Raw genomic sequence first — 24,859 nt, 5'->3', positions numbered from 1 at the left:
CAATAGCGAAGGACACGGCGGTGACCCACGGGCGCATCGACCACGAGGAATAATTCTTGTTGGCGATGACCAGGGTGGGCATGTGGCGTCCGGCCTTTTGCAGGGTTTCGGACAAGACCGGATCCAGTTCTGTATCTTGCATTTGAGCTCGTTTCTCGAAGATCAATGTCGCGGCGACTGAACCATTCAGCGTCGCGCGGTGCTACGGAAAAAGTCGAATTGCTGTTGCGGGCTGCGCGGCAGGAGATAGCCGGGAATGACGTCTTCCAGTGCGCGCGGCGTGAGCTGCAGCTCGGGGGCGATGGGGCCGTGCAGGACATTGTCCACCTTCATCGAGGCGACGTTGTCGCGGCTCATCAGCTTGCCCGGCAGGTGTTCCAGCGCGAAGGCCTGCAGCCAGCCGGCCGCATCGGGCAAGCCGATCACCGGACGTGGATGGCCGCTGTACCAGCCCGACAGGCGCACCAGTTCACGCAGAGAATATTGCTTGGGCCCGCCCAGCTCGAACACCTTGCCGCCCAGGCGCGGCAAGGCCAGCGCATTGACGAAGGCCTGTGCCACATCGCCCACGTAGACCGGCTGGAAGCGCGCATCGGGGCTGCCCAGCGGGATCACGGGGAACAGGCGGTTCAGGCCGGCGAACATGTTGATGAAATTGTCGCCCTCGCCGAACACGACCGAGGGACGGAAGATGGCCACATCGAGCGCCGGCGAGGCCAGCGCTTCCTGTTCGCCGGCCGCCTTGGAACGCAGGTACATCGACGGCCCCTGGGCATCGGCGCACAGCGCGCTCATGTGCAGGTAGCGCGGCACGCCCTGCTGCACGCAGGCGGCCACGATGCGGCGCGGCAGCAGCACGTGCTGGCGTTCGAAATCCGGACCATAAGGAGCACCGCCACGCGCCGGGCGCGATTGCAGGATGCCGACCAGGTTGATGACCACGTCCGCCTCGGCCACCAGGCGCGCCAGCACGGCATCGTCATGGATGTTGGCCTGGACCACGCTGACCACGGGCGAGACCAGCAGATGCTTGGCGCGCTCGTAGCGGCGCGTGGGCACCATGATGCGGTAGCCGGTGGTGCTGCCCAGCAGTTCGATCAGGCGGGTGCCGATGAAGCCGGAACCGCCGATGACGAGGATCTTCTTGACTGCCATTTGTCTCTCTCCGATTTCCAGGGGGAACCGCTGGCCGCCGCGTCAACGAGGGACGGCGGCCGCGGCGATGGGATCAGGGCAGGTCGGTGGCGACGTTGGCATTGGGGGCCACCGTACCCATGCGCTGCTTCAGCGATTGCGGGCGGTTCTCGAACATGGCCGCATAGTAGGTCGCATTGGACATCACGTTCTTGACATAGCCCCGGGTTTCATTGAAAGGGATGATCTCGGCGAAGATCGCCCCTTCGACCGGACGCGGCAAGGTCGCGCGCCAGGTGCGCGGACGGCCGGGGCCGGCATTGTAGCCGGCGGTGGCCAGGGTTTCCGAGCCTTCCAGGTTGTTCAACACCATGTCCAGATAGCTGGTGCCCAGCAGCAGGTTGGTGTTGATGTCATTGACCTGGTCGGCCGTGAATTCGGTCATCCCGATCTTCTTGGCAACGAACTTGGCGGTAGCCGGCATCAACTGCATCAGGCCGGAAGCGCCCACGTGCGAACGGGCCGACTTGATGAAACGCGACTCCTGGCGGATCAGGCCATAGACCCAGGCGTTCTCCATGCCCAGCGGACGCGTGGCCGCATTCATCTCGGGCAGGTGCGGTGCCGGGAAGCGCTGGGTGAAATCGAACTCGGTCTTGGTGCGGTCGGAGGTGTTGACCATGCGGTCCAGCACATCATTCTGGCGTGCGTATTCGGCGGCGGCCAGCAACTGGCGGTCGGTCATGTTGCGCAGTTCCCAGTTCCATTCGCGGATGGCTTCGAAGCGCAGGTTCAGCTGATAGAACTTGAGCGAACGCTTGAAGCCGGCATTCTGCGAATACAGCGCCACTTCACCGGCGCCCGGCGGGGTCGGGCCGGGCGGGATGGTGATCTGCTGACCCAGCTCTTCCAGCGCCAGCTGGCCATAGAAGCTGAAATTGGGCGCGATCGATTCGAACAGGCGGCGTGCGGCCTCGTTCTGGCCTTCGGCCTTCAGGGCACGGCCGAGCCAGTAGACCCAGGCGGTGTCGCTGCGCAACGGGGCCGGCATGGCTTCGATGGTCTTGCGTACGGTCTTCCAGTCGCCGTCGCGCAGGGCCATGCGGACCTTCCATTGCATCGCATCCTGGGTCAGCGGCGCGTCCTTGGCTTTGCGCCAGTAGTCCGAGGCTTCCGGTGCCAGCTTGTAGGAGGCGGCCAGGGCGATCTGTGCCCAGGCCTGTGCGACTTCCTGCGAACTCATGTTGCGGCCGGCATCGTTGAGATAGGTGGCGGCCTGGGACGGATTGGTCTTGGCGATGCGGCCCAGCGCGATGATGTAGAGCTGGTGGTTCACCGGACCACGGCCCGGGCCCTTGGCCAGCATCAGCGCGGGGCGATCCATCACCTGGGTCACGCTGACATCGCCGCTGTCGACCAGCACCGCCGCACGGCGGGCCACGGTGGCATTGCCGTTCTCGGCGGCCTGGCGGATCTGGAACCAGACGTCGGCATCACTGAACTGGCCGTTCTGCGCCAGGGTCGCGATCAGGTCGCTGCAGCCCTGGCCGTAGTCCTTGGGATTGCTCAGCAGCGCACGCGCCTCCTCGGCCACATTGGCCCCCTTGAGCGCGCGCGAGTTCAGGGCGAAGCACTTGACCTGGGTATCATCGTTGAGCACGAACTTGGGGTACTGCTCATCGAAGACGGCCCAGTTGCCGGTCTTGCCCAGGGCCAGCAGCCAGTCGTTGCGCAGGCGATCAACGATGGCCTGGCCGTCCCAGCGGGCCAGGAAATCGCGGATCTCCTGCTCGCTGGCGCTGTAATCGCGCACACGCGGCTTGAGGCGGTAGTAGTCGACATAGGAGGCCAGCTCATAGCCAGACAGGCGTGAGGCCAGGTCTTGCGCCAGCGCGGCGTTGTCGCTGGCGGCCGCCTGGCGCAGGGCCAGGAAGATATCGTCAGGCGCGGCGTCGGGCGCCACACGCTTCTGGGCGTGGGCGGCGGGCGCAGCGGTGAGCATGGCACCGGTCGCCAGCGCCAGGGGGAGCGCCATGGAGGCGGCCAGCGCGCGCAGGCGCTGGTTGAACGGATGATTCTTCGGACGCATACTCATGCAAGCTTCTTCATGCAGATTGTTGGAACAAATAATGAACCCAAGCATAGCACGCGATACGCCCCCTCCACCGACGGAACAGGAGGCGGCCGCCCTTCACAAACGGCGCCTGCGCGCCGAGCTGCTGGCGCGCCGCAAGGCCCTGCTTGACGAGGACAAGATCGCAGCCGATGCCATCATCGGGCAGCGGGTACTGGACTGGTGCGCCACGTACGCCATCCACAGCCTGGCGGTTTACCAGCCGATCCGGCGCGAACCGGATCTGTCTGCGGCCTATAACGCGCTGGCCGCGCGCGGGGTGCACCTGTGCCTGCCGGTGGTGGTCGATAAAGATTCGGCACTGGAATTTCGCGCCTGGCGGCCTGGCGATCCTCTGGAAAAGGATGGGATGGGCACACTCGTGCCACCGGCCGGGACCACCGTCGTACAGCCGCAGGCCTTGTTGATTCCTTGCCTGGGTGTCAATGCGGCAGGATGCCGTCTGGGCTATGGCGGCGGCTTCTACGACCGCACGTTGGCGGCCAGTCCGCGGCCGCTGGCCGTGGGGGTCTGCCACGGCTTCGGACGGGTCGAATTCGAAGCGCAGGCGCACGACATCGCGCTGGATAACGTCATTTTCGACGATATATGAAGAAAAAAGCCGGACTCAGGTCCGGCTTGGAAAGGCAATCTCCGCCTACTTCACCAGTTGTTGCCAGATCGCCTCGGTCGGCCCTGCCTGGTTCAGTGAATAAAAATGCAAACCGGGCGCCCCCCCAGCCAGCAGGCGCTGGCACAGCTGGGTCACCACGTCCTGGCCGAAGGCGCGGATCGATTCGGTATCGTCGCCGTAGCTGGCCAGCTTGAGACGGATCCAGCGCGGGATCTCGGTACCGCACATGTCCGAGAAACGCATCAGCTGCGTGTAGTTGGTGATGGGCATGATGCCGGCAATCACCGGAACGGTCGCGCCCAGTCTGGCGGCCTCGTCCACGAAGCGGAAGTAGGCGTCGGCATTGTAGAAATACTGGGTGATGGCCGAATTGGCACCGGCCTTCACTTTGCGTGCGAAGTTCTGCACGTCATCCTGCGGCGAGCGCGCTTGCGGGTGCATCTCGGGATAGGCCGCCACTTCGATGTGGAACCAGTCGCCGGTTTCGGCGCGCACGAACTCGACCAGTTCGTTGGCATGGCGGAATTCGCTCGAAGCCTGATCCATCGCCCCATAGCCGCTGGGCAGGTCGCCGCGCAGAGCCACCAGGCGCTTGATGCCTTGGGAGCGGTAATCTTCGAGAATGGCGCGCAGGCTGGCGCGCGAGCTGCCGATGCAGGACAGGTGCGGTGCGGCCTCGTGGCCTTCACCGATGATTTCCAGCACGGTATCGCGCGTACCTTGTTGCGTCGAACCGCCGGCACCGAAGGTCACCGAGAAATACTTCGGAGCCAGCGCCGCCAGCCGGGCGCGGGTAGCGCGCAGCTTTTCCGCCCCTTCGGCAGTCTTGGGCGGGAAAAATTCGATACTGAAATTATGTGTACTCATTGATTCGAACCCGATTTCAGCAACAGTGTGGACAGTGCCCAGGACACGATGCTGTAGAGCAGTGCGCCGCCGACTGCAGACCAGAAGCCGGCCACGTGGAAGCCGCCGACCAGTTGCGCCACGACCCAGAACATGAGGCCATTGATGACCAGGATGAACAGGCCCAGGGTGAGCATGGTCACCGGCAGGGTCAGCACCACCAGCACCGGGCGCACGATGGTATTGACGAACCCCAGGATCAGCGCGGCCAGCAGGGCCGAGCCGAAGCTGTCGACCTGCACCGAGTGCATCAGGTAAGGAACGGCCAGCAAGGCCAATGCATTGATGAGCCAGGTCAGCAGCAGGCGCATGTAAAAACCTTTCGATCCCGTCGGGGAGTGATGAAGATACGTGAAGCTTGCATCACCTCAGGAGGGGATGCAAGGTCCGCGGGCGGGAGACGATGCCGAGACTGCCGGGCCGGCCCTCTCAAATCAAGAGAAGGCCGGCACCAGGCAGGAATCAGTAGCGGTAGTGCTCAGGCTTGTAGGGGCCTTCGACCTTCACGCCGATGTAGGCGGCCTGTTCGGCGGTCAGTTCGCTCAACTGCGCATTGAGTTTCTTCAATTGCAGGCGGGCGACCTTTTCGTCCAGGTGCTTGGGCAGCGTGTAGACGCCGACCGGGTAGTCCTTGGTGTTGACGAACAGTTCGATCTGCGCAATGGTCTGGTTGGCAAAGGACGAGCTCATCACGTAAGACGGGTGGCCGGTGGCGCAACCCAGGTTCACCAGGCGGCCTTCGGCCAGCAGGATGATGCGCTTGCCATCGGGGAAGATCACGTGATCGACCTGCGGCTTGATGTTTTCCCAGGTGTACTGCTTCAGGGCGGCAACTTCGATTTCATTGTCGAAGTGGCCGATGTTGCAGACGATGGCCTGGTCCTTCATCTTCTTCATGTGCTCATGGGTGATCACATGGTAGTTGCCGGTGGCGGTGACGAAGATGTCGCCGTGTTCGGCGGCGTAGTCCATGGTCACCACGCGATAGCCTTCCATGGCGGCCTGCAGGGCACAGATCGGATCGATCTCGGTGACCCACACTTGCGCCGACAGCGCGCGCAGGGCCTGGGCCGAACCCTTGCCGACGTCACCGTAACCGGCCACGATGGCGACCTTGCCGGCGATCATCACGTCGGTGGCGCGCTTGATGCCGTCCACCAGCGATTCGCGGCAGCCGTACAGATTGTCGAACTTGGACTTGGTGACCGAGTCATTGACGTTGATGGCCGGGAAGGCCAGCTTGCCTTCCTTGAACATCTGGTACAGGCGGTGCACGCCGGTGGTGGTCTCTTCGGTGACGCCCTTGATTTCCTTGATGCGCTTGGAATACCACTGTGGGTCCTTGGCCAGGTAACGCTTGATGGCGTTGAAGAGGCACACGGCTTCTTCCGAATCGGGCTTGTCCAGCACCGAAATGTCCGCCTCGGCACGGGTGCCCAGGTGCAGCAGCACGGTGGCGTCGCCGCCGTCGTCCAGGATAATGTTGGAATAGCCACCGTCGGTCCATTCGAAGATGCGGTGGGTGTATTCCCAGTATTCATCCAGGGTTTCGCCCTTGACGGCGAACACCGGGGTGCCGTTGGCCGCGATGGCCGCAGCAGCGTGATCCTGGGTCGAATAAATGTTGCAGGAAGCCCAGCGCACTTGCGCGCCCAGTGCTTCCAGGGTCTGGATCAGCACGGCGGTCTGGATGGTCATGTGCAGCGAACCGGTGATGCGCGCGCCCTTCAGGGGCTGGGAAGCAGCGAATTCCTCGCGGATCGCCATCAGGCCCGGCATTTCGGTTTCGGCGATCTTGATTTCCTTGTGGCCCCAGTCGGCCAGCTTGATGTCTGCGACGATGTAGTCTTGGGTAGGATTGGTGGTCATGGCAATGGCGCTGTTCACGCCCTCCTTTCATGAAAAAGCCAGAAAAAAAGTAACGTGAGCGCGGTTGCCAGGCGACTTGCGCCTGTTCACCGCTTCAAGCCTGGCAGGGGATGTCCCTGTCGCAACGCTCCTTGCAGCGGTGAGGCATTGTGAGATTTGGCGTTCCGGACGCAATGCCAACATCGGAACAGTGCGCGAATCTTCATTCGCGGGAACAGCATTGTAGCGCGGGTCAGGCGTTAGTCAATCCTCGGAACAGGCGTGTGAATCACTATTCACACGCCTTTCCAGCAGGTTTGCAGATACATTGGCGCTTCATTGTGCATACTGCAAGCCGGCTCGTGCCGGATGGGCTGGCTTACAGGCCGGCCGAGGCACGCAGGGCGGCGACCTTGTCGGTGCGCTCCCAGGTGAATTCCGGCTCTTCGCGGCCGAAGTGGCCGTAAGCGGCGGTCTTGGCGTAGATCGGACGCAGCAGGTCCAGCATCTGGACGATGCCCTTGGGACGCAGGTCGAAGTGCTCCTGCACCAGTTGGGCCAGCTTTTCATCGCTGATCTTGCCGGTACCGAAAGTGGTCACCATGACCGAGGTCGGCTTGGCGATACCGATGGCATAGGACACCTGGATCTGGCAACGCTCTGCCAGGCCGGCAGCGACGATGTTCTTGGCCACATAGCGGCCGGCGTAGGCAGCCGAACGGTCGACCTTGGACGGGTCCTTGCCGGAGAAAGCGCCGCCACCGTGGGGCGCTGCACCACCATAGGTATCGACGATGATCTTGCGGCCGGTCAGGCCGCAGTCACCCTGCGGGCCGCCGATGACGAAGCGGCCGGTCGGGTTGATCAGGTAGCGGGTGTTCTTGAGCCACTCGGCCGGCAGCACCGGCTTGATGATTTCCTCGATGGCGGCTTCGTGGATGTCCTTCTGCTCCATCTCGGGCGCGTGCTGGGTCGACAGCACCACGGTATCGATGGCGACCGGCTTGCCATCCACATACTTCAGCGTGACCTGCGACTTGGCATCCGGACGCAGCCAGGGCAGGCGGCCATCCTTGCGCAGTTGCGACTGGCGCTCGACGATGCGGTGGGCGTAATAGATTGCGGCCGGCATCAGTTCCGGGGTTTCATTGCAGGCGTAGCCGAACATCAGGCCCTGATCGCCGGCGCCTTGCTCCAGATCAACGCCACGGCCTTCGTCCACGCCCTGAGCGATGTCGGGAGATTGCTTGTCGTAGGCCACCAGCACGGCGCAGCTCTTGTAGTCGATGCCGAAGTCGGCGTTGTCGTAGCCGATGCGCTTGATGGTTTCGCGGGCCACATCGATGTAGTCGACGTTGGCGCGGGTGGTGATTTCACCGGCCAGGACCACCAGACCGGTGTTGCACAAGGTTTCGGCGGCGACGCGGGAATGCGGGTCCTGGGTGAAGATGGCATCCAGGATGGCGTCCGAGATCTGGTCGGCGACCTTGTCGGGATGGCCTTCGGAGACGGATTCGGAAGTGAAGAGATATTCGTTGGACATGCAAGCCTCTGACTGAAAACGATTTACCAATGTCGCGGCCCATCGTTAGTCGTGCCTGCGACGCTTTAGCGATATTTGTACCCCGTCTCGCAAGTTGTCATTAACTCGACGGCTTGTGCTATTTTACGCGTCTTGCATTTTTCTGCAATTTGACGGCGGAGCAACTCCGCCTTTTTGTTATCGGCAAGTATGCTCGTTTCTTTATTCCGCCTGCTCTCTTTCCTGCCGCTGCCGGCCTTGCATGCCCTCGGCGTGGCGGTGGGCTGGCTGGTTTTCCTGCTCTCGCCCGCCTATCGCCGCCGCCTGACTGACAACATCACCCTGGCCGGCCATCGCGGCAGTCTGTGGAAATCGGTCGGGGAAGCCGGCAAGGGCATGTTCGAGCTGCCCTTCATCTGGTGCGCCCGCCCGGAACGGGTGTTGCGCACGGCGCGCATCGTCAACTGGGATCTGGTCCAGCAGGCACTGGACGCCAAGGCCGGCATCGTCTTCCTGACCCCGCACCTGGGCTGTTTCGAGATTTCGGCGCAGTCGGTGGCGCGCCATCACAGCCTGAGCGTGCTGTACCGCCCACCACGCAAGGCCGCACTCAAGCCGCTCATCGAAGGTGCCCGCGCCCGCGCCAACCTGCACCTGGCACCGGCCAACCTGTCCGGCGTGCGTATCCTGCTCAAGGCCTTGAAGAATGGCCAGGCCATCGGCCTGCTGCCGGACCAGGTGCCGCAGAATGGCGAAGGCGTGTGGGCCGATTTCTTCGGCAAGCCGGCCTATACCATGACCCTGCCAGCCAAGCTGCAACAGATGAGCGGCGCGCCCATCATCCTGGCCTATGCCGAGCGCCTGTCCTGGGGACGCGGCTACGCCATCCATTTCGTGGCCTTCGAAGGTGAACTGGGCGAAACGCCAGAGCAACAGGCCCGTGCCATCAACGCGGCGATGGAAAAGCTGATCGCCCGCTGCCCGGCACAATACATCTGGAGCTACAACCGCTACAAGACGCCCCCGGGCGTGACCCCGCCGGGAGCCGCGCAATGAGAGCCCTGATCGGGCTGATGTGGCTGCTGCACTGGTTGCCGCTGCCCATCCTGGGACGGCTGGGCGAGGCGCTGGGCTGGCTGCTCTATATCTATATGCGCCCGCGCCGCCGCATCACCCTGATCAACCTGCGGCTGTGCTTTCCCGAGAAATCGGAAGAGGAACGCCGCCTCATCGCCCGCCGCCACTTCCAGGCCTACGCCCGCAGTGCCCTGGAGCGCGGCATCCTGTGGTGGGCCCCGGAGTCGCGCCTGAAGCGCCTGATCCAGGTCGAGCCCGGCATTCCCTTCGAGACGCTCGACAAGGGTCCGACCATCCTGCTGTGCCCGCATTTCGTCTGCCTGGAGATTCCCGGCATCGCGCTGGTGCTCAACTCGGACTACTCGGTCTGCACCATCTACTCCCGCCAGCAGAACGAAGTGGTGGACCAGGCCCTGCTCAAGGGGCGCTCGCGCTTCCGCCCGGTGACCCTGCTGGCGCGCGAGAAAGGGGTCAAACCCATCATTCGCGCCATGCGCGAGGGCCTGCCCTTCATCATGCTGCCGGATATGGATTTCGGCACCCGCGATGCCGAGTTCGTCCCCTTCTTCGGCGTGCCGGCCGCGACGCTCACCGCCACCGCCCGCATCGCGGCGGCCACCGGCGCGTCGGTGGTGCCGGTGATCACCACCTTCCTGCCCGGCTATCGCGGCTGGAAGACCACTTTCTATCCGGCCTGGGAAAACTATCCGGGCGACGATATCGTGGCCGCCACCCGCCGCATGAATGCCTTCATCGAAGAACGCGTGCTGGAAGCCCCGGCCGAATATTTCTGGGCGCACAAGCGTTTCAAGAACCGGCCCCCGGGCGAGCCCGACGTCTACCGCAAGGGCCAGCACTAGGCCCTGATCTCCCTCCCTGCGCCCTGTGAATCGGGCGCGGCGTACTTATAATGATGAGATGAAAATCAAATTTACCAAGATGCATGGTGCCGGCAATGACTTCGTCGTGCTTGATGCCGTGAACCAGGCCATTTCGCTCACCCCGGCCCAGTGGCAGTTCATCGCCGACCGCCGCTTCGGCATCGGGGCCGACCAGATGCTGGTGGTGGAAAAGGCGCAAGCCCCTGGCGTGGATTTCCGTTATCGCATCTACAACGCCGATGGCGGCGAGGTGGAGCAATGCGGCAACGGCGCGCGCGCCTTCGTGCGTTTCGTCACCGAAAAGGGCCTGACCGACAAGCGGGCGATCCGGGTGGAAACCATGTCCGGCGTGATCGAACCGCGCCTGGAAGCAGACGGCCAGATCACCGTGGACATGGGCGCGCCCATCCTCACGCCGGCCGACGTCCCCTTCGACAGCCGCGGGCTGCAACACCGTACCGAAGCCGAGGACACGCTGTGGCCGCTGGATGTGGCCGGCAAGACCACCTGGATCTCGGTGGTGTCGATGGGCAACCCGCATGCGGTGCAAGTGGTGGAGGACAGCGAAGCGGCCCCGGTCCTGGTGGACGGACCGCTGATCGAGCACCATGAACGTTTCCCCAGGCGCGTCAACGCGGGTTTCATGCAGGTGGTGGATCGCCATCACATCAATCTGCGCGTCTACGAACGCGGTGCAGGAGAAACCCTGGCCTGCGGCACCGGCGCCTGTGCCGCGGTCGTCGCGGGTATCCGCCGTGGCCTGCTGGATTCGCCGGTAGCGGTCCAGACCCACGGCGGCGTGCTCAACATCGCCTGGGCCGCCCCGGGCGAAGCGGTGATGATGACCGGACCCGCGGTGACCGTCTTTGAAGGCGAAATCGAACTGCCTGATTCGCTTTGATCCCGGACCGACAGCAGATATAACAAAGCGGCTTGCTGAAGCATCAGCAAGCCGCTTTCCATTTGCGCTGCATGACTTGCGCAGATCAGTGCTTCTGAATCTGTCAGGCCGCCAGATCCTGGGTCTCGGCTTCCTCGTCTTCCTGCGATTGGGGCAGCACGGTCTTCAGACGGTACAGACGCTGGCGGTAGTTGCCTTCCGGCCCGCTGGGTCCGCAGTCCATGTCTTCGAAGAGCCGTCCGATACGGTTGAGCGTACCACGCTGCTCGCCGGTCTCCACCATGATGAGCCGCCGCTTGCTGCGCGCGTACTGGCTGCGGATGTCGATCATCAGGCAATGTCCGCAATCCGCCTGCTTCAGGTCGATCAACAGGGCTTCCGGCCGGGTCAGGCCAAACAGCATGGCCAGCTCGATGCGGGCGGCCAGGAAGGGATGGGCATTGACCTGCTCGCGGCTCATCTGTGCGCGGGCCTGCACGGCCCAGGCGGCAGATTGCGGACGATCCGCCACCTTGTCGAGCAAGGCTTGCGCCTGTTGCGCGCCTTGGCTTGCCGCCTTTTGCAACCAGTACAGCGCACGCACGTCATTGGCGGGATCGTCACGCCGGTTGCGCCACGCGCCCACGCCGCACTCCACCTGCGCGCCCACATGCCCCATCTCGGCGGCACGCTCCAAATAATGCTGCACATCGGCAAGGTTGCGCTGTGAAAATTCCGGCTTCAAATAGATACGGGAAAGAACAAACCAGGCCGCTGCCATCCCCTGCTCGCCCGCCAAGGTCAGCCAACGGATAGCCTTCTTGTAATTGGCTGACCCTTGCCCGGCGAACCGGCGCTCACCCGAGGCGTCGACCCGTCCGTACAACAGGCCCAGGGCCAGTTGCGCATCCCGGTCGCAGGCCAGGGCCGCCAGTTCCAGCAGTTGCTGGGCCTGCAGGAGATCGGGGCGCTTGTCGGACTGGTGCACTTCGGCCAGGCGGCGCAGCAACTGGATGTTCTGCGCACCGAGCGCAGCAGCCAGCGCCTCCGAAGGAGCATTGAGCTGCGCCACCTGCTGTTCATGCTGGCGCAACAGGGCATCGGCCAGGGGCTGGGCGCGCTGGCGGAAGGCCGCAAAGTCGGACTGCTGCCAGGCGCTGTCGGCCAGCGCATGCTGGGCCTGTTCGATACCGGCATCGGCGGCTTTCTGCGTCCATTGCTGCAATTGCTCGGGCCTGACCGTTGCCGCCGCCGCTGGCGCCACATCGGCTGCGGCCTCTGACGATACTGCTGTCGGGACCAGCATGCGTTCGCCCTGACGTGCCAGCAGCCACTGGGCATCCGGATCGCCCTCCGCCGCCACCGTTTCCAGCGCGCGCAGCGCACGGTTCTTCTGCTCGGGACTGGCCGCCGCCACGCCGGCAGGATGTTCCAGGACCAGGCGCGCCAAGGTCAGACCAGCGCGCGTGGCCCCCGCCTCGAAGGCGCGCTCGTACCATTGCGCAGCTTCGTGCGGCTTGCCCAGTTGGCTCACAACTTCATAGGGAATATGCCGGGCAATGAGCATCCAGGCATCGGCCAAGCCCTGGCGGGCAGCCCGCTCCAGCCAGTGCCATGCGGTGCCCGGACTTTGCGGCAAACCATTACCGCCAAACAGGTAGCGCTGGCCCAGGTTCAGTTGCGCCTGGGCATCTCCGGCACGTGCTGCCCGGATGATTGCTAGATCTTCGCGATTGGCCATCCAGCCTCCACATCAGGTCAGAAAGCCAAAATTATGCCGCACAATCGACATTTTTTTAAAATTCCCTAGAAAAGTATCCAAATGCATCGTTTTAACAACAAACTTGTTGACGAGACGGGGCGGATCAAGTTTTGCGCGGCCATGCCGTTAACGAGTGACACGCTGCAAGCCAAAATTTGCCTGTCATGCATTGACGGGCAGGAAAGCGTTTGAAAAAAACAACACTCCATCCGTGGATTGACGCTTTCAACCAAAATTCCTCCCTCCACGTGACCAATCTGCGGCCACGCCAAATGAGAACCCTTAATGTCTCACCATCCGACCAGAAGTACGGATCCTCAAGACTATTTTTATAGAAGGATGTCAAATGAAAAAATCTCTGCTGGCACTGGCCGTCCTCGGCGCGTTCGCAGGTGCTGCTCAAGCACAAAGCTCCGTTACTATCTACGGTATCGTTGATACCGGTCTGGTTTACACCAGCAAGGCTGTTAACGCCACCACTGGCAACACTGGCAGCAAGTTCGGTCTGAACTCCGGCATCATCCAAGGTTCGCGTATCGGCTTCAAGGGCGTTGAAGACCTGGGCGGCGGCCTGTCGGCTGTGTTCCAACTGGAAACCGGCTTCAACAACGATAACGGTGCTCTGAACGGTCAAGATGCAGGTTCGACCAACCTGTTCCGCCGCAAGTCCGTCGTCGGTCTGTCGGGTGGTTTCGGTACCGTCCTGGCTGGTCGTCAAACCGACTTCGCTGACACCATCTCCGCTTACACCTCCGTCAACGACTTCGGTGGCGTGACCGGCGCTGTCGGCCACAACCTGGACCGTCTGGAAGGTACCCGTACCAACAACTCCATCAGCTACACCACCGCCAACCTGAGCGGCTTCACTGGTAACCTGATGTACGGCTTCGGCGAAACCGCTGGCAAGACCTCCGCTGGTCAGTCCTACGGCATCGGCGGCAAGTACGACAACGGTCCTCTGGGTCTGGGTATCAACTACTACCAGTCCAAGCAAGGCTCGACCCCGTCGGACACCAGCCTGATCTCGACCGCTAACGGCGCCCAAGCTGGCAACACCGCCTTCAAGGGTCTGAACGTCGTGGCTTCGTACCAGTTCGGTCCGGCACGCGTCTACGGTAACTGGTCGCGCGTCAAGCAAGACCTGAACACCTCGACCACCCTGGCTCGCAGCCTGGGCAACACCACCAAGGCTGACGTCTACGAACTGGGTACCGCTTACTCCCTGTCCCCGTCGCTGAAGCTGCTGGCCAGCGTGCAACACACCCGCGCTGACTTCGCCAACGGCGGCAACAAGGGCAAGCTGACCCAATTCAACCTGGGTACCGACTACTGGCTGTCCAAGCGTACCGACCTGTACGCCTTCGTGTCGAACATCCGCGCTACCGACATGATCAACACCGGCGTCTACGGCGACACCACTGGCTCTGACGCCAGCCAAACCGCTGTGGCAGTTGGCGTTCGTCACAAGTTCTAATTCAAGGACCTGAAACCGGTGTGAACACATCGGTTTCAACCTGAGTTGAACCTGAGTCGTACCGGAAGAGGCCTGCATGAGCAATCATGCAGGCCTCTTTCTTTTTGCCCTCATCCGCTGCCATCGCTCCGTCCAACTGCCCTGAACGGTGCCGATGATTGTCAGTGTGTCCGATAGCGAGGATAATCTCGCGATACTTCCGGTGCGCCCCTCCCCGCGCGCCACCGGCACTCCAACACAGACCCCGCGACGATGACCACCGAACTGGATTCCAGCCTGATTGCCGACTACCTGCTCGACCACCCTCATTTCTTCGAGGAGCATGCCGAACTGCTTTCGACGGTCAAGCTCACCAGCCCGGTCATGGGCCGCGCCGTGTCGCTGCAGGAACGCCAGATGGAAATCCTGCGCGAGAAGATCCGCGTACAGGAGCTGCGCATGGCCGATCTCATGCGCATCGCCCAGGAAAACGACGAGATCACCAGCAAATTCCAGGCATGGAGCCGCGCCCTGCTGCTCACGCGCGATGCCGACGACCTGCCGCGCGTACTGGTGGACCGCCTGCAGGAAATCTTCCACGTGCCGCAAGTGACGGTCCGCCTGTGGAACCTGGGCCCGGCCCACGCCGGCAACTGGGCCACGCAGGAAGTCTCGGACGACGCCCGCATCTTCGCCAATGGCCTGTCGGCCCCGTTCTGCGGCCCCAACAAGGATTTCGAAGCCGCGACCTGGCTGGACGATGCCGCCTCCGTGAAGTCGGTCGCCATGCTGCCGCTGCGCGTCGGTGCGGCACCTGAAGCCTTCGGCTTGCTGGTGCTGGGATCGCCCGATCCGAATCGCTTCACTGCCGACATGGGCACCGATTTCCTGACCCGCATCGGCGAAACCGGCAGCGCCGCCCTGGCCTGCCTGCTGCGCTGAGCGCGGCCGAGCGCGTCCCACCGGGAGTCATGCCATGGATGGCCCAACCTCCCCGGCTTCTTCCCTGATCGGACAGTATCTTTCCTTCCTGCGCAGCCAGCGCAAGCTGTCGCCGCACACGCTGGACAGCTATGCGCGCGACCTGCAGGAGCTGCGCGCCCTGCTGGCCCCCGCCGATCAACCGCAAGAGGCCGAACCCGCGCTGCAACGCGTGACCCAGGCCCAGATCCGCAAATGCGCTGCGCGCCTGCATGCGCGCGGGCTCAATGCACGCTCCATCTCGCGCAAGCTGTCGGCCTGGCGCGGCCTGTTCGCCTGGCTGGCCGTGGAACAGACGATGCCTGCCAACCCGGTCGACGGCGTCAAGCCGCCCAAGAAAAGCAAACCCCTGCCCAAGGCCCTGCCGGCCGACGAGGCCATCCGCCTGGTCTCCCAGGCCGATCCGGCGCGCGACCCCGATTCCACCCTGGCGGCCTGCAACCGGGCCATGTTCGAACTGCTGTATTCGAGTGGGCTGCGGGTCTCTGAACTGGCCGGCATTGATGTGAAAGACGTACGCGAAGGCCCTTACGAATCAGCAGGCTGGATCGATCTGGAAGAAGCGGAAGTCACCGTGACCGGCAAGGGCGGCAAGAAGCGCAAGGTCCCGGTCGGGCAGGCCGCGCTGCAGGCGATTCGCGACTGGCTGCCCCTGCGCGCCAGTCTGGTCAAGGCCGATGGCGGCATGGATGGCCATGCGCTGTTTCTCAATGAACGTGGCGCGCGCATGTCGCCCCGGGTCACACAGCTGCGCCTGAAAGCGCATGGCAAGAGTGTGGAGATGCCGGCCGACGTCCATCCGCACATGCTGCGGCACTCGTTCGCCTCGCATGTACTGCAGAGTTCGGGGGACTTGCGGGCGGTACAGGAAATGCTGGGCCACGCTTCCATCACCGCCACCCAGGTCTACACCGCACTGGACTTCCAGCGCCTGGCCCAGGTCTACGACCAGGCCCATCCGCGCGCCCGCAAGGGCGGCGGAAAATAGTCACTGACGAGCCACAGTCCGGCCGCCGGCCGCGCCGCCGCGAGCGCCGGGCCGTGATCGGCTAAAATGGAGGCTTCCGCACGCCACGTGCTCCCGCATCCTTTCGCCAGTCCTGCTGGCCCAGCACACTCGCCCATGCCGACCATGAAAGCCAAAGCCGCCGACTCCTCTCCCGCCAGCACCGCCGCCCAGGCTGCGACGGTGACCGCGCTGGCCGAGGCGCAGCTGCGCGAGGCCGGCGTGCGCGTGACGCAAGCCCGGGTCAACGTCCTGGGCGCGCTGCTGGAAACCCGCAGCGCCGCCTCCCATCAGGATATCCAGGATCGCTTTGCCGACATGGACCGGGTCACCCTCTACCGTGCCCTGGATTGCCTGACCGAAGCCGGCCTGGCACACAAGATCTCGAGCGACGACCGCATCTTCCGCTACAGCGCTGGTGCCGATCACGCTGAACACGGGCTGCACGACCATGCGCAGGGCAAACAACACCAGCACGGCCACTTCAAATGCACCCGCTGCAACCGCGTGTTCTGCCTGGATGCCAGCGATGGCACTGACTTCCTGGCCACCGTGCTGCCCGATGCCGACCGTCACCGCTCCACCGCCGCGCAACTGCAGTCGGCCTTGCGCAAGACCTTGGGCAAGGGCTTCCAGAGTCACGAAGTGGAACTGACCATCAAAGGCTGGTGCGCCGACTGCGCCGACTGACTTTTTGACACATCCCTTCAGGTCAGCGCGCAGCCCCCAGCGCCGCAAGCCGTCGCGGCAGCTGCCGCACTGAACGAACCTTCACATCGACAAAACCCGGCAGGCGACTGAGCGCACGCTGGCCTCCCATGTGCCCGAGCAGGGCCTGGCTGCCGCGCAGGTACTGGGTGACCCATGCCGTGCGCACGCCCAACTCGCGGGCACTCTTGAGGTTATCCACCGTATCCTCGACCAGGATGCAGCGCCGTGGGGCCACCTTGTGGCGCGCCAACAGCTTGCGCAGCATGATGCGCGAAGGCTTGGGGCGCAGCTGGCGATGCACGTGCATGGATTCGATGGAAATGTGATGCGAAAAATGCCGGTGCAGCCCCAGGTGCCGCACCAGCTCGCGCGAATAGCGGCGCGGCGCATTGGTGAGCAGGATCTTCTGCCCCGGCAACTGCGAGAGCCAGCGGCCGATGCCGCGCTCGGCGCGCACCATGCCCGGGAGGTCGTCGAACAGATGCGCTTCATGCAGGAATTCATCCACCCCCAATCCATGATGCCGCACCAGCCCCAGCAGGGTCGCGCCGTAGAGCTTCCAGTAATGCCGCCGCAGGTAATTGACCGCGGCTTCGTCGCTGGGCTGGCCATCGCTGTCCAGCACGCGCTTGATGATGCGGTTCATGTTGGTGTTGATGGCGGGGAAGATCGCGTGCGAGGCGTTGTGCAGGGTATTGTCGAGATCGAACAGCCAGAGCGGTGTAGTATTGGACGCCATAAAAAGACCGGCGCGCCACCGTCGCCGGGGCGCACCTTCAGCAAGCTAGGAAAGAAAGGCCAGCAGTGACCGGATTGATGCAACGCTTGATTATAGTGAGTTTGACCTGGCTGTCCTGCCTGAACTTGCTTTCCCCGGCCCGCGCCGCGACGCCAGCCGATGCAGCTCCGCCCGCCCCGCCGCGCGGCGCGCTCTACCAGGTCTCCGATGGCCGCCATACGCTGCTGCTGTTTGGCACCATCCACGTCGGCGCACCCGATTTCTATCCGCTGGAGCCCAAGCTGCAGCAAGCCCTGGGCGCCGCGCCCACGCTGGCGCTGGAACTGGATCCGCAGAACACCGCCGCCATGCAGAGCGCCGTGCAGCGCTATGCGGTCTATCCTGCCGGGCAACAGCTGCTGGACCAACTCGACCCGGCGCTGCGCGAACGGACCCGGACCACGCTGCAGCGTTTCGGCATGACGCCGGACAACGTGCAGCAACTGCGCCCCTGGATGCTGGCCATGGCCCTGACCGTGCAGGAATACGTGCGCCACGGCTATCGCACCGACCTGGCCGTCGACAGCCACCTGGCTGAGAGCGTGCGCGCACATGGTGGCAGGGTGATCGAACTGGAAAGCGCCGACCGCCAGCTGGGCCTGTTCAGCAAGCTCACGCCGGCGCAGCAGGCGCAATTCCTGTCCGATACCCTGCAGGAGCTGGACGATGCCGACCTCACCCGCAAGCTCGATCGCCTGGTGGCGGCCTGGCGCAGGGCCGACAGTGCCGACTTCGGTGCCGCCTTGCAGGAGATGCAGCAGGATGACAGTTTGGCCAGCCGCTTTGCGGTGCAAACCCTGCTGCGTGAGCGCAATCCTGGCCTGGCGGCGGGCATTGCCGGACTGCTGCGCCAACAGGACAAGGCGGTGGCGGCTATCGGCATCCTGCATCTGGTCGGGCCGGACAGCGTGCCGGTGCTGCTGGAAAAGCAGGGCTTGCAGGTCAGGCAACTTTACTGACCGCGACCGCTACGGCGCTGCAAAACGCTGTGAACAAAAAAGGGATGAGCAAGCTCATCCCTTTTTTACAACCGAACCGCGCAGCGATCAGTGCGAACGGATCATGGTCCCGAAGGCCTGCTCGGTCAGCACTTCCAGCAGCAGCGAGTGTTCAATACGGCCATCGATGATGTGCACCGTGTTCACGCCCGACTTGGCCGCATCCAGCGCCGAGGAGATCTTGGGCAGCATGCCGCCGGAGATGGTGCCGTCGGCGAACATCTCGTCGATCTCGCGCGCCGACAGGTCGGTCAGCAGGTTGCCGGCCTTGTCCTGGACGCCGGCGATGTTGGTCATCATGATCAGCTTTTCGGCGTGCAGGATCTCGGCGATCTTGCCGGCCACCACGTCGGCATTGATGTTGTAGGCCTGGCCGTCGTCGCCGAAACCGATCGGCGAGATGATGGGGATGAAGGCATCATCCTGCAGCGCCTTGACCACAGCCGGGTTGATCGCGTCGATTTCGCCCACGTAGCCGATGTCGAGGAATTCACCCGGATGCTCCTTGTCCGGCATCTGCATCTTGCGCGCGCGGATCAGGCCGCCGTCCTTGCCGGTCAGGCCCACCGCCTGGCCGCCGTAGTGATTGATCAGCATCACGATGTCCTGCTGCACTTCACCGCCCAGCACCCATTCCACCACTTCCATGGTTTCTTCATCGGTAATGCGCATGCCCTGCACGAAGGTCCCCTGCTTGCCGATCTTCTTGAGCGCCGCATCGATCTGCGGGCCGCCGCCGTGAACCACCACCGGGTTCATGCCGACCAGCTTCAACAGGATCACGTCGCGGGCGAAGCCGTGCTTCAGGCTCTCTTCGGTCATCGCATTGCCACCGTACTTGACCACGATGGTCTTGCCGTGGAATTTGCGGATATACGGCAGCGCCTCGGCCAGGATTTCGGCTTTGATCTGGGGGGCTACGTGGGTGAGGTCGGTGGTCATGGCAATGTCCTGTCGATGCGATGAGGAAAAAGTGATGGGGTGATGCGGTTAGGGACGCGATTTTACATGGAAAGCCGCTTGCCTTCGCACTGCAACATGCGGCGTGTCCGATCCAGACAACGCCGCCGCGCTCAGGCGCTGCAGGCGCGGATTTCCTGATCCGGGAAGGCGCTCTTGATGTTCTCCAGTGCGGTGCGGGCTTCCGGGCTCAGGTCGCGCAGCTGGAATACCTGTTTGCCGGCCCCCGAGCGGCGCGCAATGATGCGGGCGCTGCGCACGCCCCGCGAGATCAGCTGGCCCACATAGGCCTTGGCCGCCTCCTCGGTACGGAAGATGCCCAGCGAGACGCCCGAACGCAGTGCCGGATTGGGGAAACTGTCAGGAATGACGTAGAAATCGCCGATACCCAGCCGGCGCAGCTCGGCGATGCGGCGGTCCGCGCCTTCGCGGCCATCCTGGGGCGGGATGTAGACCATGTGGCTGGTGACGTCCTGGGTCAGCTTCTGGACCACCTTGTCGCCCAGTTTGAGGCCGGCCAGCTGGTCCGAGAAGCGGCGGGCGTCGGCGGCGGTGAAGTTGCCGACCTCGGTACAGGAAGGCGTGACCGTGGCGACCTGCGGGACCGTTGACTGGGCCGGGGCTGCCGTGGCAGGGGTTACCGCAGGAGCCTCGGCGGCAGGCGCTGCGGCCGCCGTACCAGCGTCGGCAGCGGCCGACTGCGTGGTCGCCGGCTGCGCGCGCAGTTGCGACGCGAGTTTGTCGCTATTGGCGGGCAACACGCTGAGCAGCTCCGGGCGCAATTGCTCAGCCAGGCGCTGCGGCTCACGCCGTTCGGACGCGTTGGCACCGAAATAGCCGCGCGACATCCCGAACAGGACCACGTTACCCACCAGCAACAGCCAAAAAAGCAGTTTCAGCTTCATCCGCGCCCAGTCTTCCTTGCCCTCATTGATTTGCCTGTCTGCATGGACAAGCGCTCAGCGTCCATGGTTCATACCCGCATGGTGGCCATATGAAGGCCTATGAGCACCAGATTATCCACTTTTTCCAGCGGCGTATCGCCCGATGCGAGATACGGCGCCAGCAACACGCCGGCACCCCCGGCCAGCAGGCAGCGCAGCGGAACGTTCGGACGCAGGCGCCGCCGCTCGGCCAGCGCATGCTCGATGGCTCCGACCTGGGCCGCGATGCAGCCGGCGACGATGGCCTCGACGGTATTGTCCGCAAACAGGCGTTCGGGCGGTGCGGCGCCATCGATGCGCGGCAGCTGGGCAGTATTCAAGGCCAGCGAGGTAGCCATGGTGCCGAATCCCGGCAGGATCATGCCGCCCTCGAAGCACCCGTCGGCGCTGACCACGTCGATGGTGGTGGCCGTACCGCAGGTCGCCACCAGCAACTCCTGGTCCGGAAACAGGGCCCGCGCGCCAATGGCCGCCGCAAAGCGGTCGCAGCCCAGCTGGCCGGGATGGCGGTAGCCATTGCGCACGCCAGCCCGCTCGGCGGTGGAAGCGAACCATTCGACGACCACACGCGGTCCGAAGACACCGTGCAGAAGGGCCTGCAGGCTGTCGCGCAGGGCCGGGCCGGCGACGTTGGACACACAGATCTGCAACTCTTCCTCAGGAGCAGCCTGTCTGGCCAGTGCCCCCCAGTCCCGTGCCAGCATCTCCACCTGGGCGCGTTCCACCGCGCCTTGCTGCTGCCAGCGCGCCAACGGCGCCATACTCCGATCCGCATCAGCCACGACCGCCCACTTGATGCGGGTGTTGCCGGCGTCGACCAGCAGCCTCATGCGTCTTGCAACCGCAAGGAGACATCCCCGGCCAGGATCTCGACCTGCCCGGCCTCGGTGTCCATGAGGAATCGGCCCATCATGTCCACGCCCACGGCCGTGCCTTCCTGCAGCACGCGGCCATTCTCGACGATCTTGACGGCCTGGCCGGCATAGGCGTGGAAGGCTTCCCAGCGCTTGACGAAGGCCCCGAAGCCGCGCGCCTCGAACTCTTCCAATACGCCTGCCAGCGCGCTGGCGATGATGGCCAGCACGGTTTCGCGCGGCGGCTTCTGCAGTTCCGGCGCTGCGCCGACGGCGCGTTGCAGTTCATCTTCCAAGCCTGGCGGTACCGCCAGGTTCAGGCCGATGCCGATCACGGCCCAGGTGGCATTGCCCTGGCGGCCATCGGCGGCGGTCTCGATCAGGACACCGGCCAGCTTGGCGCCATCGCGCAAGACGTCATTGGGCCACTTCAGTTGCGGCCGGATGCCGAACACTTCCAGCGCCTCGGCCAGCGCCACGCCCACGGCCAGCGGCAAGCCCAGCAGCGCGTGCATGGGACGCTGCAGACGCCAGGCCAGCGAGAAGGTCAGGGAATCTTCCGGCGCGGCGCGCCACGGACGGCCGGCGCGGCCACGGCCGGCGGTCTGGCGGTCGGCCACCAGCAGCAGCGGGCGCTGCAGGGACGACAGGCGCTGCATCAGGTCGACATTGGTGGAACCGGTCTCGGCCACGGCTTCGACATCAATGCGTTGCTGGCCCTGGGGATCGGAACCTGCCAGGAGCATGCCGATGCGCTCGGGACGCACCAGCGGTGCCGATTCAGACTCGGCGGGCATAGGAAAAGTCAGTGTCATTCGGGCATTGTAACGGCAGAGCGCGCCTGCGCGGGGTAGTGGGCGCGCTGCAATGGTAAAGACGGCAGCCGGCCGGCGCGGCCCGGCCCGAAATCGGTTACCCTCTGGCCCATGCCCGTTCCACCCGATGCCCGCTCCGAGCCTCCCGCTACACCGGCCAGTGCGCCGGCAGCCTCGTCGTTCGCGCGCGTGAGCCTGCTGGTCTATACCCTGCTGATCGTCTATGCCAGCTGGTATCCCTTCTCCGGCTGGCGCGACATGGGAATCAAACCCTTCGATTACCTGGGCGCGCGCCTGCCCTACTACTGGACCGTGTTCGACGTCTGGACCAATGTCGCCGGCTACATCCCGCTGGGCCTGCTGCTGGTGCTGGCCCTGCATCCGCATCTGCGCCCCTGGTGGGCGATATGGCCGGCCACGCTGGCCGGTGTGCTGCTGTCGGCCTGCATGGAGGCGGTGCAGACCTACCTGCCCACGCGCGTGCCCTCCAATCTCGACCTGCTGACCAATTCGCTGGGCGTGGCGCTGGGGGCCGTGCTGGGCGCAGCTTGCAGTCGTTATTTCCTGGAGGATAGCCGCTTCCTGATGCTGCGCCGCCGCTGGTTTTCGGGCGCGGCCAGCCGCGGGCTGGTCGTAGCGTGGCTGTGGCCGCTGGCGCTGATTTATCCACAGAATCACCTGTTCGGCCTGGGACATCTGGTGCCGCCGCTGTCGGCATTCTTTTCCGACCTGTTCGATACCCCCATCGACCTGGCCACCACCTGGCTCAACAGCGCGCAACCGAGCGCCGAGCAATACTGGCTGGCCGACGTCATCGTCACCGCCTGCGGCCTGACCGGCGCAGCCCTGCTGGTGCTGCTGCTGATGCGCCGCCAGGCCCCGCGCCGACGGCTGGTGACGCTCTACCTGCTGGCCTGCATCGCGGCCAAGTCGCTGGCCTGCGCGCTGTTCTTCGCGCCGCAGAATGCCTTCGTCTGGATTTCTCCCAGTGCCGTGGGCGGCATCATGCTGGGGACACTGATGATCGTCGGCCTGGCCTGGGCCCCACCCACGGCGCAGCGGCGAGTGGCAGCGCTGGCACTGATCCTGAGCCTGGTGGTCACCAACGCAGTCCCGGCCAATCCCTATTACCTCTCCACGCTGGAGACCTGGGTCCAGGGCAAATTCCTCAACTTCGACGGGGCCGCGCAGTTCCTGTCGGTGCTGTGGCCCTTCCTGGCGATCTGGTTCCTGTTGCACCCGGTGCACCGCAGGCCGGGCTGAGCGGGGTGTATCATTGACGCTTTGCCGGCCCGCGCCGGCACTGCCGTCACTCTCCACAGGGCATTCCATGAGCGATCAAGAGCAACCGCAAGAGCAAGAGCAACCCTATTACGAACATCACGTCTTCTTCTGCCTGAACCAGCGCAAGCCGGGCGAACGTACCTGCTGTGCCGACAAGGGCGCGCAGGCCGCGCAGGAACACGCCAAGAAGCGCATCAAGCAACTGGGCCTGTCCGCGCCCGGCAAGGTCCGCATCAACAAGGCCGGCTGCCTGGAGCGCTGCGAAGAAGGCCCGGTGGTGGTGATCTACCCGCAAGGCACCTGGTACACCTACGTCGACAATGAAGACATCGACGAGATCATCGACAGCCACATCGTCGGCGGCAAGGTCGTGGACCGCCTGAAAATCTGACGATATGAAAGTTTGATCATGCTGCCGCCCCCATGCCGGGCGCAGCAAGCTTCCCCTCATCCGTTTCCCCGCACGCCATGAACGTACATACCCAACACTTCCAGATCGCCGGTGCCGTCGGCCAGCTCGAATGCGCACTCGACCTGCCGGATCCCGAGCAATTCGCCGCGCCCGTCGGCCTGGCCCTGGTGGCCCATCCGCATCCGCTGTATGGCGGCACGATGGACAACAAGGTCGCACAAACCCTGGCCCGCACCTTCCTGGCGCTGGGCTACGTGGCGGTGCGCATGAATTTCCGCGGCGTGGGCAAGTCCGAAGGCGTACACGACCACGGTGCCGGCGAGACCGACGACATGGCCCTGCTGCTGCAGCACATGCGATCGCAGTATCCGGACCTGCCGCTGGCCTTGGCCGGCTTCTCCTTCGGCACCTTCGTACAGGCGCAATTGCAGCAGCGCCTGCTGCAACAGGATGCAGCCTTGGCTGCCGAGCGCCTGGTGCTGGTCGGCACCGCCGCCGGCAAGTGGCCCATGCCGCCGGCCCCGGCCAATACCATCCTGATCCACGGCGAGCAGGACGACACCATTCCCCTGTCCGCCGTACTGGACTGGGCGCGCCCGCAGGAGCTGCCGGTGGTGGTGATTCCGGGCTCGGATCACTTTTTTCACCGCAAGCTGCAACATATCAAGAACGTCGTGGTCGAAAGCTGGCATCGCCGCCCGGCACAGCTTCCGGCCTGAAGTTTTCCGGCACGACCGGCGTTCATCCGGAAGCATGGCGGCGCTGTACGAGGCCAGAGCCAGGGTGCATGCCGGTATCGTGAGGGGATTTTCGGGGATGAAGATCCATTCAATTGGGAACGATGCCACATGACGTTTTATAATTCAGTGCGACCAGCCAGACCGGCGCAGCGCGCGCCATTGCGGT

At 64.1% G+C, this 24,859-nt stretch carries 24 protein-coding genes, 1 pseudogene and 1 riboswitch; of the genes and pseudogenes, 12 read left to right on the top strand and 13 right to left on the bottom strand.

The window, feature by feature from the left end; all coding sequences use genetic code 11:
- The 3 genes and pseudogenes from B3873_RS17360 to B3873_RS17350 form a co-directional block, all read right to left on the bottom strand.
- A pseudogene (locus B3873_RS17360) lies at positions 1–142 on the bottom strand (glutathione S-transferase); the annotation flags it as partial.
- A gap of 44 nt (positions 143–186) precedes the next feature.
- Positions 187–1,155, bottom strand: coding sequence for a complex I NDUFA9 subunit family protein (locus tag B3873_RS17355; protein WP_039783660.1), 969 nt, complete (start codon positions 1,153–1,155; stop codon positions 187–189).
- Between the two features lie 73 nt (positions 1,156–1,228).
- Entirely contained in the window at positions 1,229–3,229 is a 2,001-nt protein-coding gene (locus tag B3873_RS17350; RefSeq protein WP_286867541.1) for a lytic transglycosylase domain-containing protein, read from the bottom strand.
- Here B3873_RS17350 and B3873_RS17345 point away from each other — a divergent pair.
- Positions 3,228–3,860: a 5-formyltetrahydrofolate cyclo-ligase gene (locus tag B3873_RS17345; RefSeq protein WP_286867538.1), complete on the top strand. Its 633-nt coding sequence runs from the start codon at positions 3,228–3,230 to the stop codon at positions 3,858–3,860. The genes B3873_RS17350 and B3873_RS17345 overlap by 2 nt on opposite strands.
- A 45-nt stretch (positions 3,861–3,905) precedes the next feature.
- Here the strand turns inward: B3873_RS17345 and metF are convergent, their stop codons facing one another.
- The 4 genes from metF to metK form a co-directional block, all read right to left on the bottom strand.
- Positions 3,906–4,748: a methylenetetrahydrofolate reductase [NAD(P)H] gene (gene metF, locus B3873_RS17340; RefSeq protein WP_121040626.1), complete on the bottom strand. Its 843-nt coding sequence runs from the start codon at positions 4,746–4,748 to the stop codon at positions 3,906–3,908.
- Positions 4,745–5,098: a phage holin family protein gene (locus B3873_RS17335; RefSeq protein ID WP_008332818.1), complete on the bottom strand. Its 354-nt coding sequence runs from the start codon at positions 5,096–5,098 to the stop codon at positions 4,745–4,747. The genes metF and B3873_RS17335 overlap by 4 nt, the downstream gene beginning before the upstream one ends.
- Before the next feature lie 151 nt (positions 5,099–5,249).
- On the bottom strand, positions 5,250–6,656 hold the full coding sequence (ahcY, locus tag B3873_RS17330) for an adenosylhomocysteinase (protein WP_286867543.1): 1,407 nt from the start codon (positions 6,654–6,656) through the stop codon (positions 5,250–5,252).
- Between the two features lie 49 nt (positions 6,657–6,705).
- A riboswitch (S-adenosyl-L-homocysteine riboswitch) is annotated at positions 6,706–6,795 on the bottom strand.
- Between the two features lie 219 nt (positions 6,796–7,014).
- Positions 7,015–8,178 carry a methionine adenosyltransferase gene (metK, locus tag B3873_RS17325; RefSeq protein ID WP_039783651.1) on the bottom strand — a complete coding sequence of 388 codons (1,164 nt, stop codon included), beginning with the start codon at positions 8,176–8,178 and terminating at the stop codon, positions 7,015–7,017.
- Between the two features lie 189 nt (positions 8,179–8,367).
- Here metK and B3873_RS17320 point away from each other — a divergent pair, with 189 nt between their 5' ends.
- Genes B3873_RS17320 through dapF form a run of 3 tightly spaced genes read left to right on the top strand, consistent with a single transcriptional unit; the run spans position 8,368 to position 11,016 of the window.
- On the top strand, positions 8,368–9,213 hold the full coding sequence (locus B3873_RS17320; RefSeq protein ID WP_286867535.1) for a lysophospholipid acyltransferase family protein: 846 nt from the start codon (positions 8,368–8,370) through the stop codon (positions 9,211–9,213).
- Entirely contained in the window at positions 9,210–10,094 is an 885-nt protein-coding gene (locus B3873_RS17315; protein ID WP_034331920.1) for a lipid A biosynthesis acyltransferase, read from the top strand. Before B3873_RS17320 ends, B3873_RS17315 begins: the two co-directional genes overlap by 4 nt.
- Before the next feature lie 58 nt (positions 10,095–10,152).
- Complete coding sequence (dapF, locus tag B3873_RS17310) at positions 10,153–11,016, top strand: diaminopimelate epimerase (RefSeq protein WP_286867534.1); 864 nt, start codon at positions 10,153–10,155, stop codon at positions 11,014–11,016.
- A 103-nt stretch (positions 11,017–11,119) separates the two neighbouring features.
- Here dapF and B3873_RS17305 read toward each other — a convergent pair whose 3' ends face one another.
- Positions 11,120–12,736: a tetratricopeptide repeat protein gene (locus B3873_RS17305; RefSeq protein WP_286867521.1), complete on the bottom strand. Its 1,617-nt coding sequence runs from the start codon at positions 12,734–12,736 to the stop codon at positions 11,120–11,122.
- Between the two features lie 367 nt (positions 12,737–13,103).
- Here B3873_RS17305 and B3873_RS17300 point away from each other — a divergent pair, with 367 nt between their 5' ends.
- From B3873_RS17300 to B3873_RS17285, 4 genes are all read left to right on the top strand, one after another.
- Entirely contained in the window at positions 13,104–14,231 is a 1,128-nt protein-coding gene (locus B3873_RS17300) for a porin (protein WP_209532522.1), read from the top strand.
- Between the two features lie 252 nt (positions 14,232–14,483).
- Positions 14,484–15,152: a DUF484 family protein gene (locus B3873_RS17295; protein WP_039783642.1), complete on the top strand. Its 669-nt coding sequence runs from the start codon at positions 14,484–14,486 to the stop codon at positions 15,150–15,152.
- Positions 15,153–15,186: 34 nt separating this feature from the next.
- The gene (xerC, locus tag B3873_RS17290) at positions 15,187–16,179 is read left to right on the top strand and encodes a tyrosine recombinase XerC (RefSeq protein WP_286867519.1); all 993 of its coding nucleotides are present in this window, start codon (positions 15,187–15,189) and stop codon (positions 16,177–16,179) included.
- Between the two features lie 135 nt (positions 16,180–16,314).
- Positions 16,315–16,887, top strand: coding sequence for a Fur family transcriptional regulator (locus B3873_RS17285; protein ID WP_134223582.1), 573 nt, complete (start codon positions 16,315–16,317; stop codon positions 16,885–16,887).
- A 22-nt stretch (positions 16,888–16,909) separates the two neighbouring features.
- On the opposite strand, the gene B3873_RS17280 is transcribed toward B3873_RS17285, so the two are convergent.
- Positions 16,910–17,647, bottom strand: coding sequence for an HAD-IA family hydrolase (locus tag B3873_RS17280; RefSeq protein WP_286867517.1), 738 nt, complete (start codon positions 17,645–17,647; stop codon positions 16,910–16,912).
- Between the two features lie 95 nt (positions 17,648–17,742).
- On the opposite strand from B3873_RS17280, the gene B3873_RS17275 reads away from it, so the two are divergent.
- Positions 17,743–18,645, top strand: coding sequence for a TraB/GumN family protein (locus B3873_RS17275; RefSeq protein WP_348745765.1), 903 nt, complete (start codon positions 17,743–17,745; stop codon positions 18,643–18,645).
- An 87-nt stretch (positions 18,646–18,732) separates the two neighbouring features.
- Here the strand turns inward: B3873_RS17275 and argB are convergent, their stop codons facing one another.
- The 4 genes from argB to B3873_RS17255 all read right to left on the bottom strand — a co-directional run bounded on the left by argB (position 18,733) and on the right by B3873_RS17255 (position 22,257).
- Positions 18,733–19,626 (bottom strand): acetylglutamate kinase, encoded by an 894-nt coding sequence (gene argB / locus B3873_RS17270; protein ID WP_034331770.1) that lies wholly within the window; start codon positions 19,624–19,626, stop codon positions 18,733–18,735.
- Positions 19,627–19,757: 131 nt separating this feature from the next.
- Positions 19,758–20,549, bottom strand: coding sequence for a hypothetical protein (locus tag B3873_RS17265; protein WP_286867515.1), 792 nt, complete (start codon positions 20,547–20,549; stop codon positions 19,758–19,760).
- A 68-nt stretch (positions 20,550–20,617) separates the two neighbouring features.
- Positions 20,618–21,418, bottom strand: coding sequence for a type III pantothenate kinase (locus B3873_RS17260; protein WP_286867514.1), 801 nt, complete (start codon positions 21,416–21,418; stop codon positions 20,618–20,620).
- Positions 21,415–22,257, bottom strand: coding sequence for a biotin--[acetyl-CoA-carboxylase] ligase (locus B3873_RS17255; protein ID WP_209532513.1), 843 nt, complete (start codon positions 22,255–22,257; stop codon positions 21,415–21,417). Before B3873_RS17255 ends, B3873_RS17260 begins: the two co-directional genes overlap by 4 nt.
- A 111-nt stretch (positions 22,258–22,368) precedes the next feature.
- Here B3873_RS17255 and B3873_RS17250 point away from each other — a divergent pair, with 111 nt between their 5' ends.
- The 3 genes from B3873_RS17250 to B3873_RS17240 all read left to right on the top strand — a co-directional run bounded on the left by B3873_RS17250 (position 22,369) and on the right by B3873_RS17240 (position 24,672).
- Complete coding sequence (locus B3873_RS17250; RefSeq protein ID WP_039783620.1) at positions 22,369–23,520, top strand: VanZ family protein; 1,152 nt, start codon at positions 22,369–22,371, stop codon at positions 23,518–23,520.
- A 67-nt stretch (positions 23,521–23,587) separates the two neighbouring features.
- Positions 23,588–23,932: a (2Fe-2S) ferredoxin domain-containing protein gene (locus B3873_RS17245; protein ID WP_034331765.1), complete on the top strand. Its 345-nt coding sequence runs from the start codon at positions 23,588–23,590 to the stop codon at positions 23,930–23,932.
- A 77-nt stretch (positions 23,933–24,009) separates the two neighbouring features.
- Positions 24,010–24,672, top strand: a complete 663-nt coding sequence (locus tag B3873_RS17240) for an alpha/beta hydrolase (protein ID WP_286867513.1) — start codon at positions 24,010–24,012, stop codon at positions 24,670–24,672.
- Positions 24,673–24,859 lie beyond the last annotated feature (187 nt).

Origin of the sequence: Herbaspirillum sp. UBA812 (assembly GCF_002296545.1) — a bacterium.
In the GTDB taxonomy this organism is placed as follows: Bacteria; Pseudomonadota; Gammaproteobacteria; order Burkholderiales; family Burkholderiaceae_D; genus Herbaspirillum; species Herbaspirillum huttiense.
This window is presented reverse-complemented; position numbering and strand designations above follow the sequence as displayed.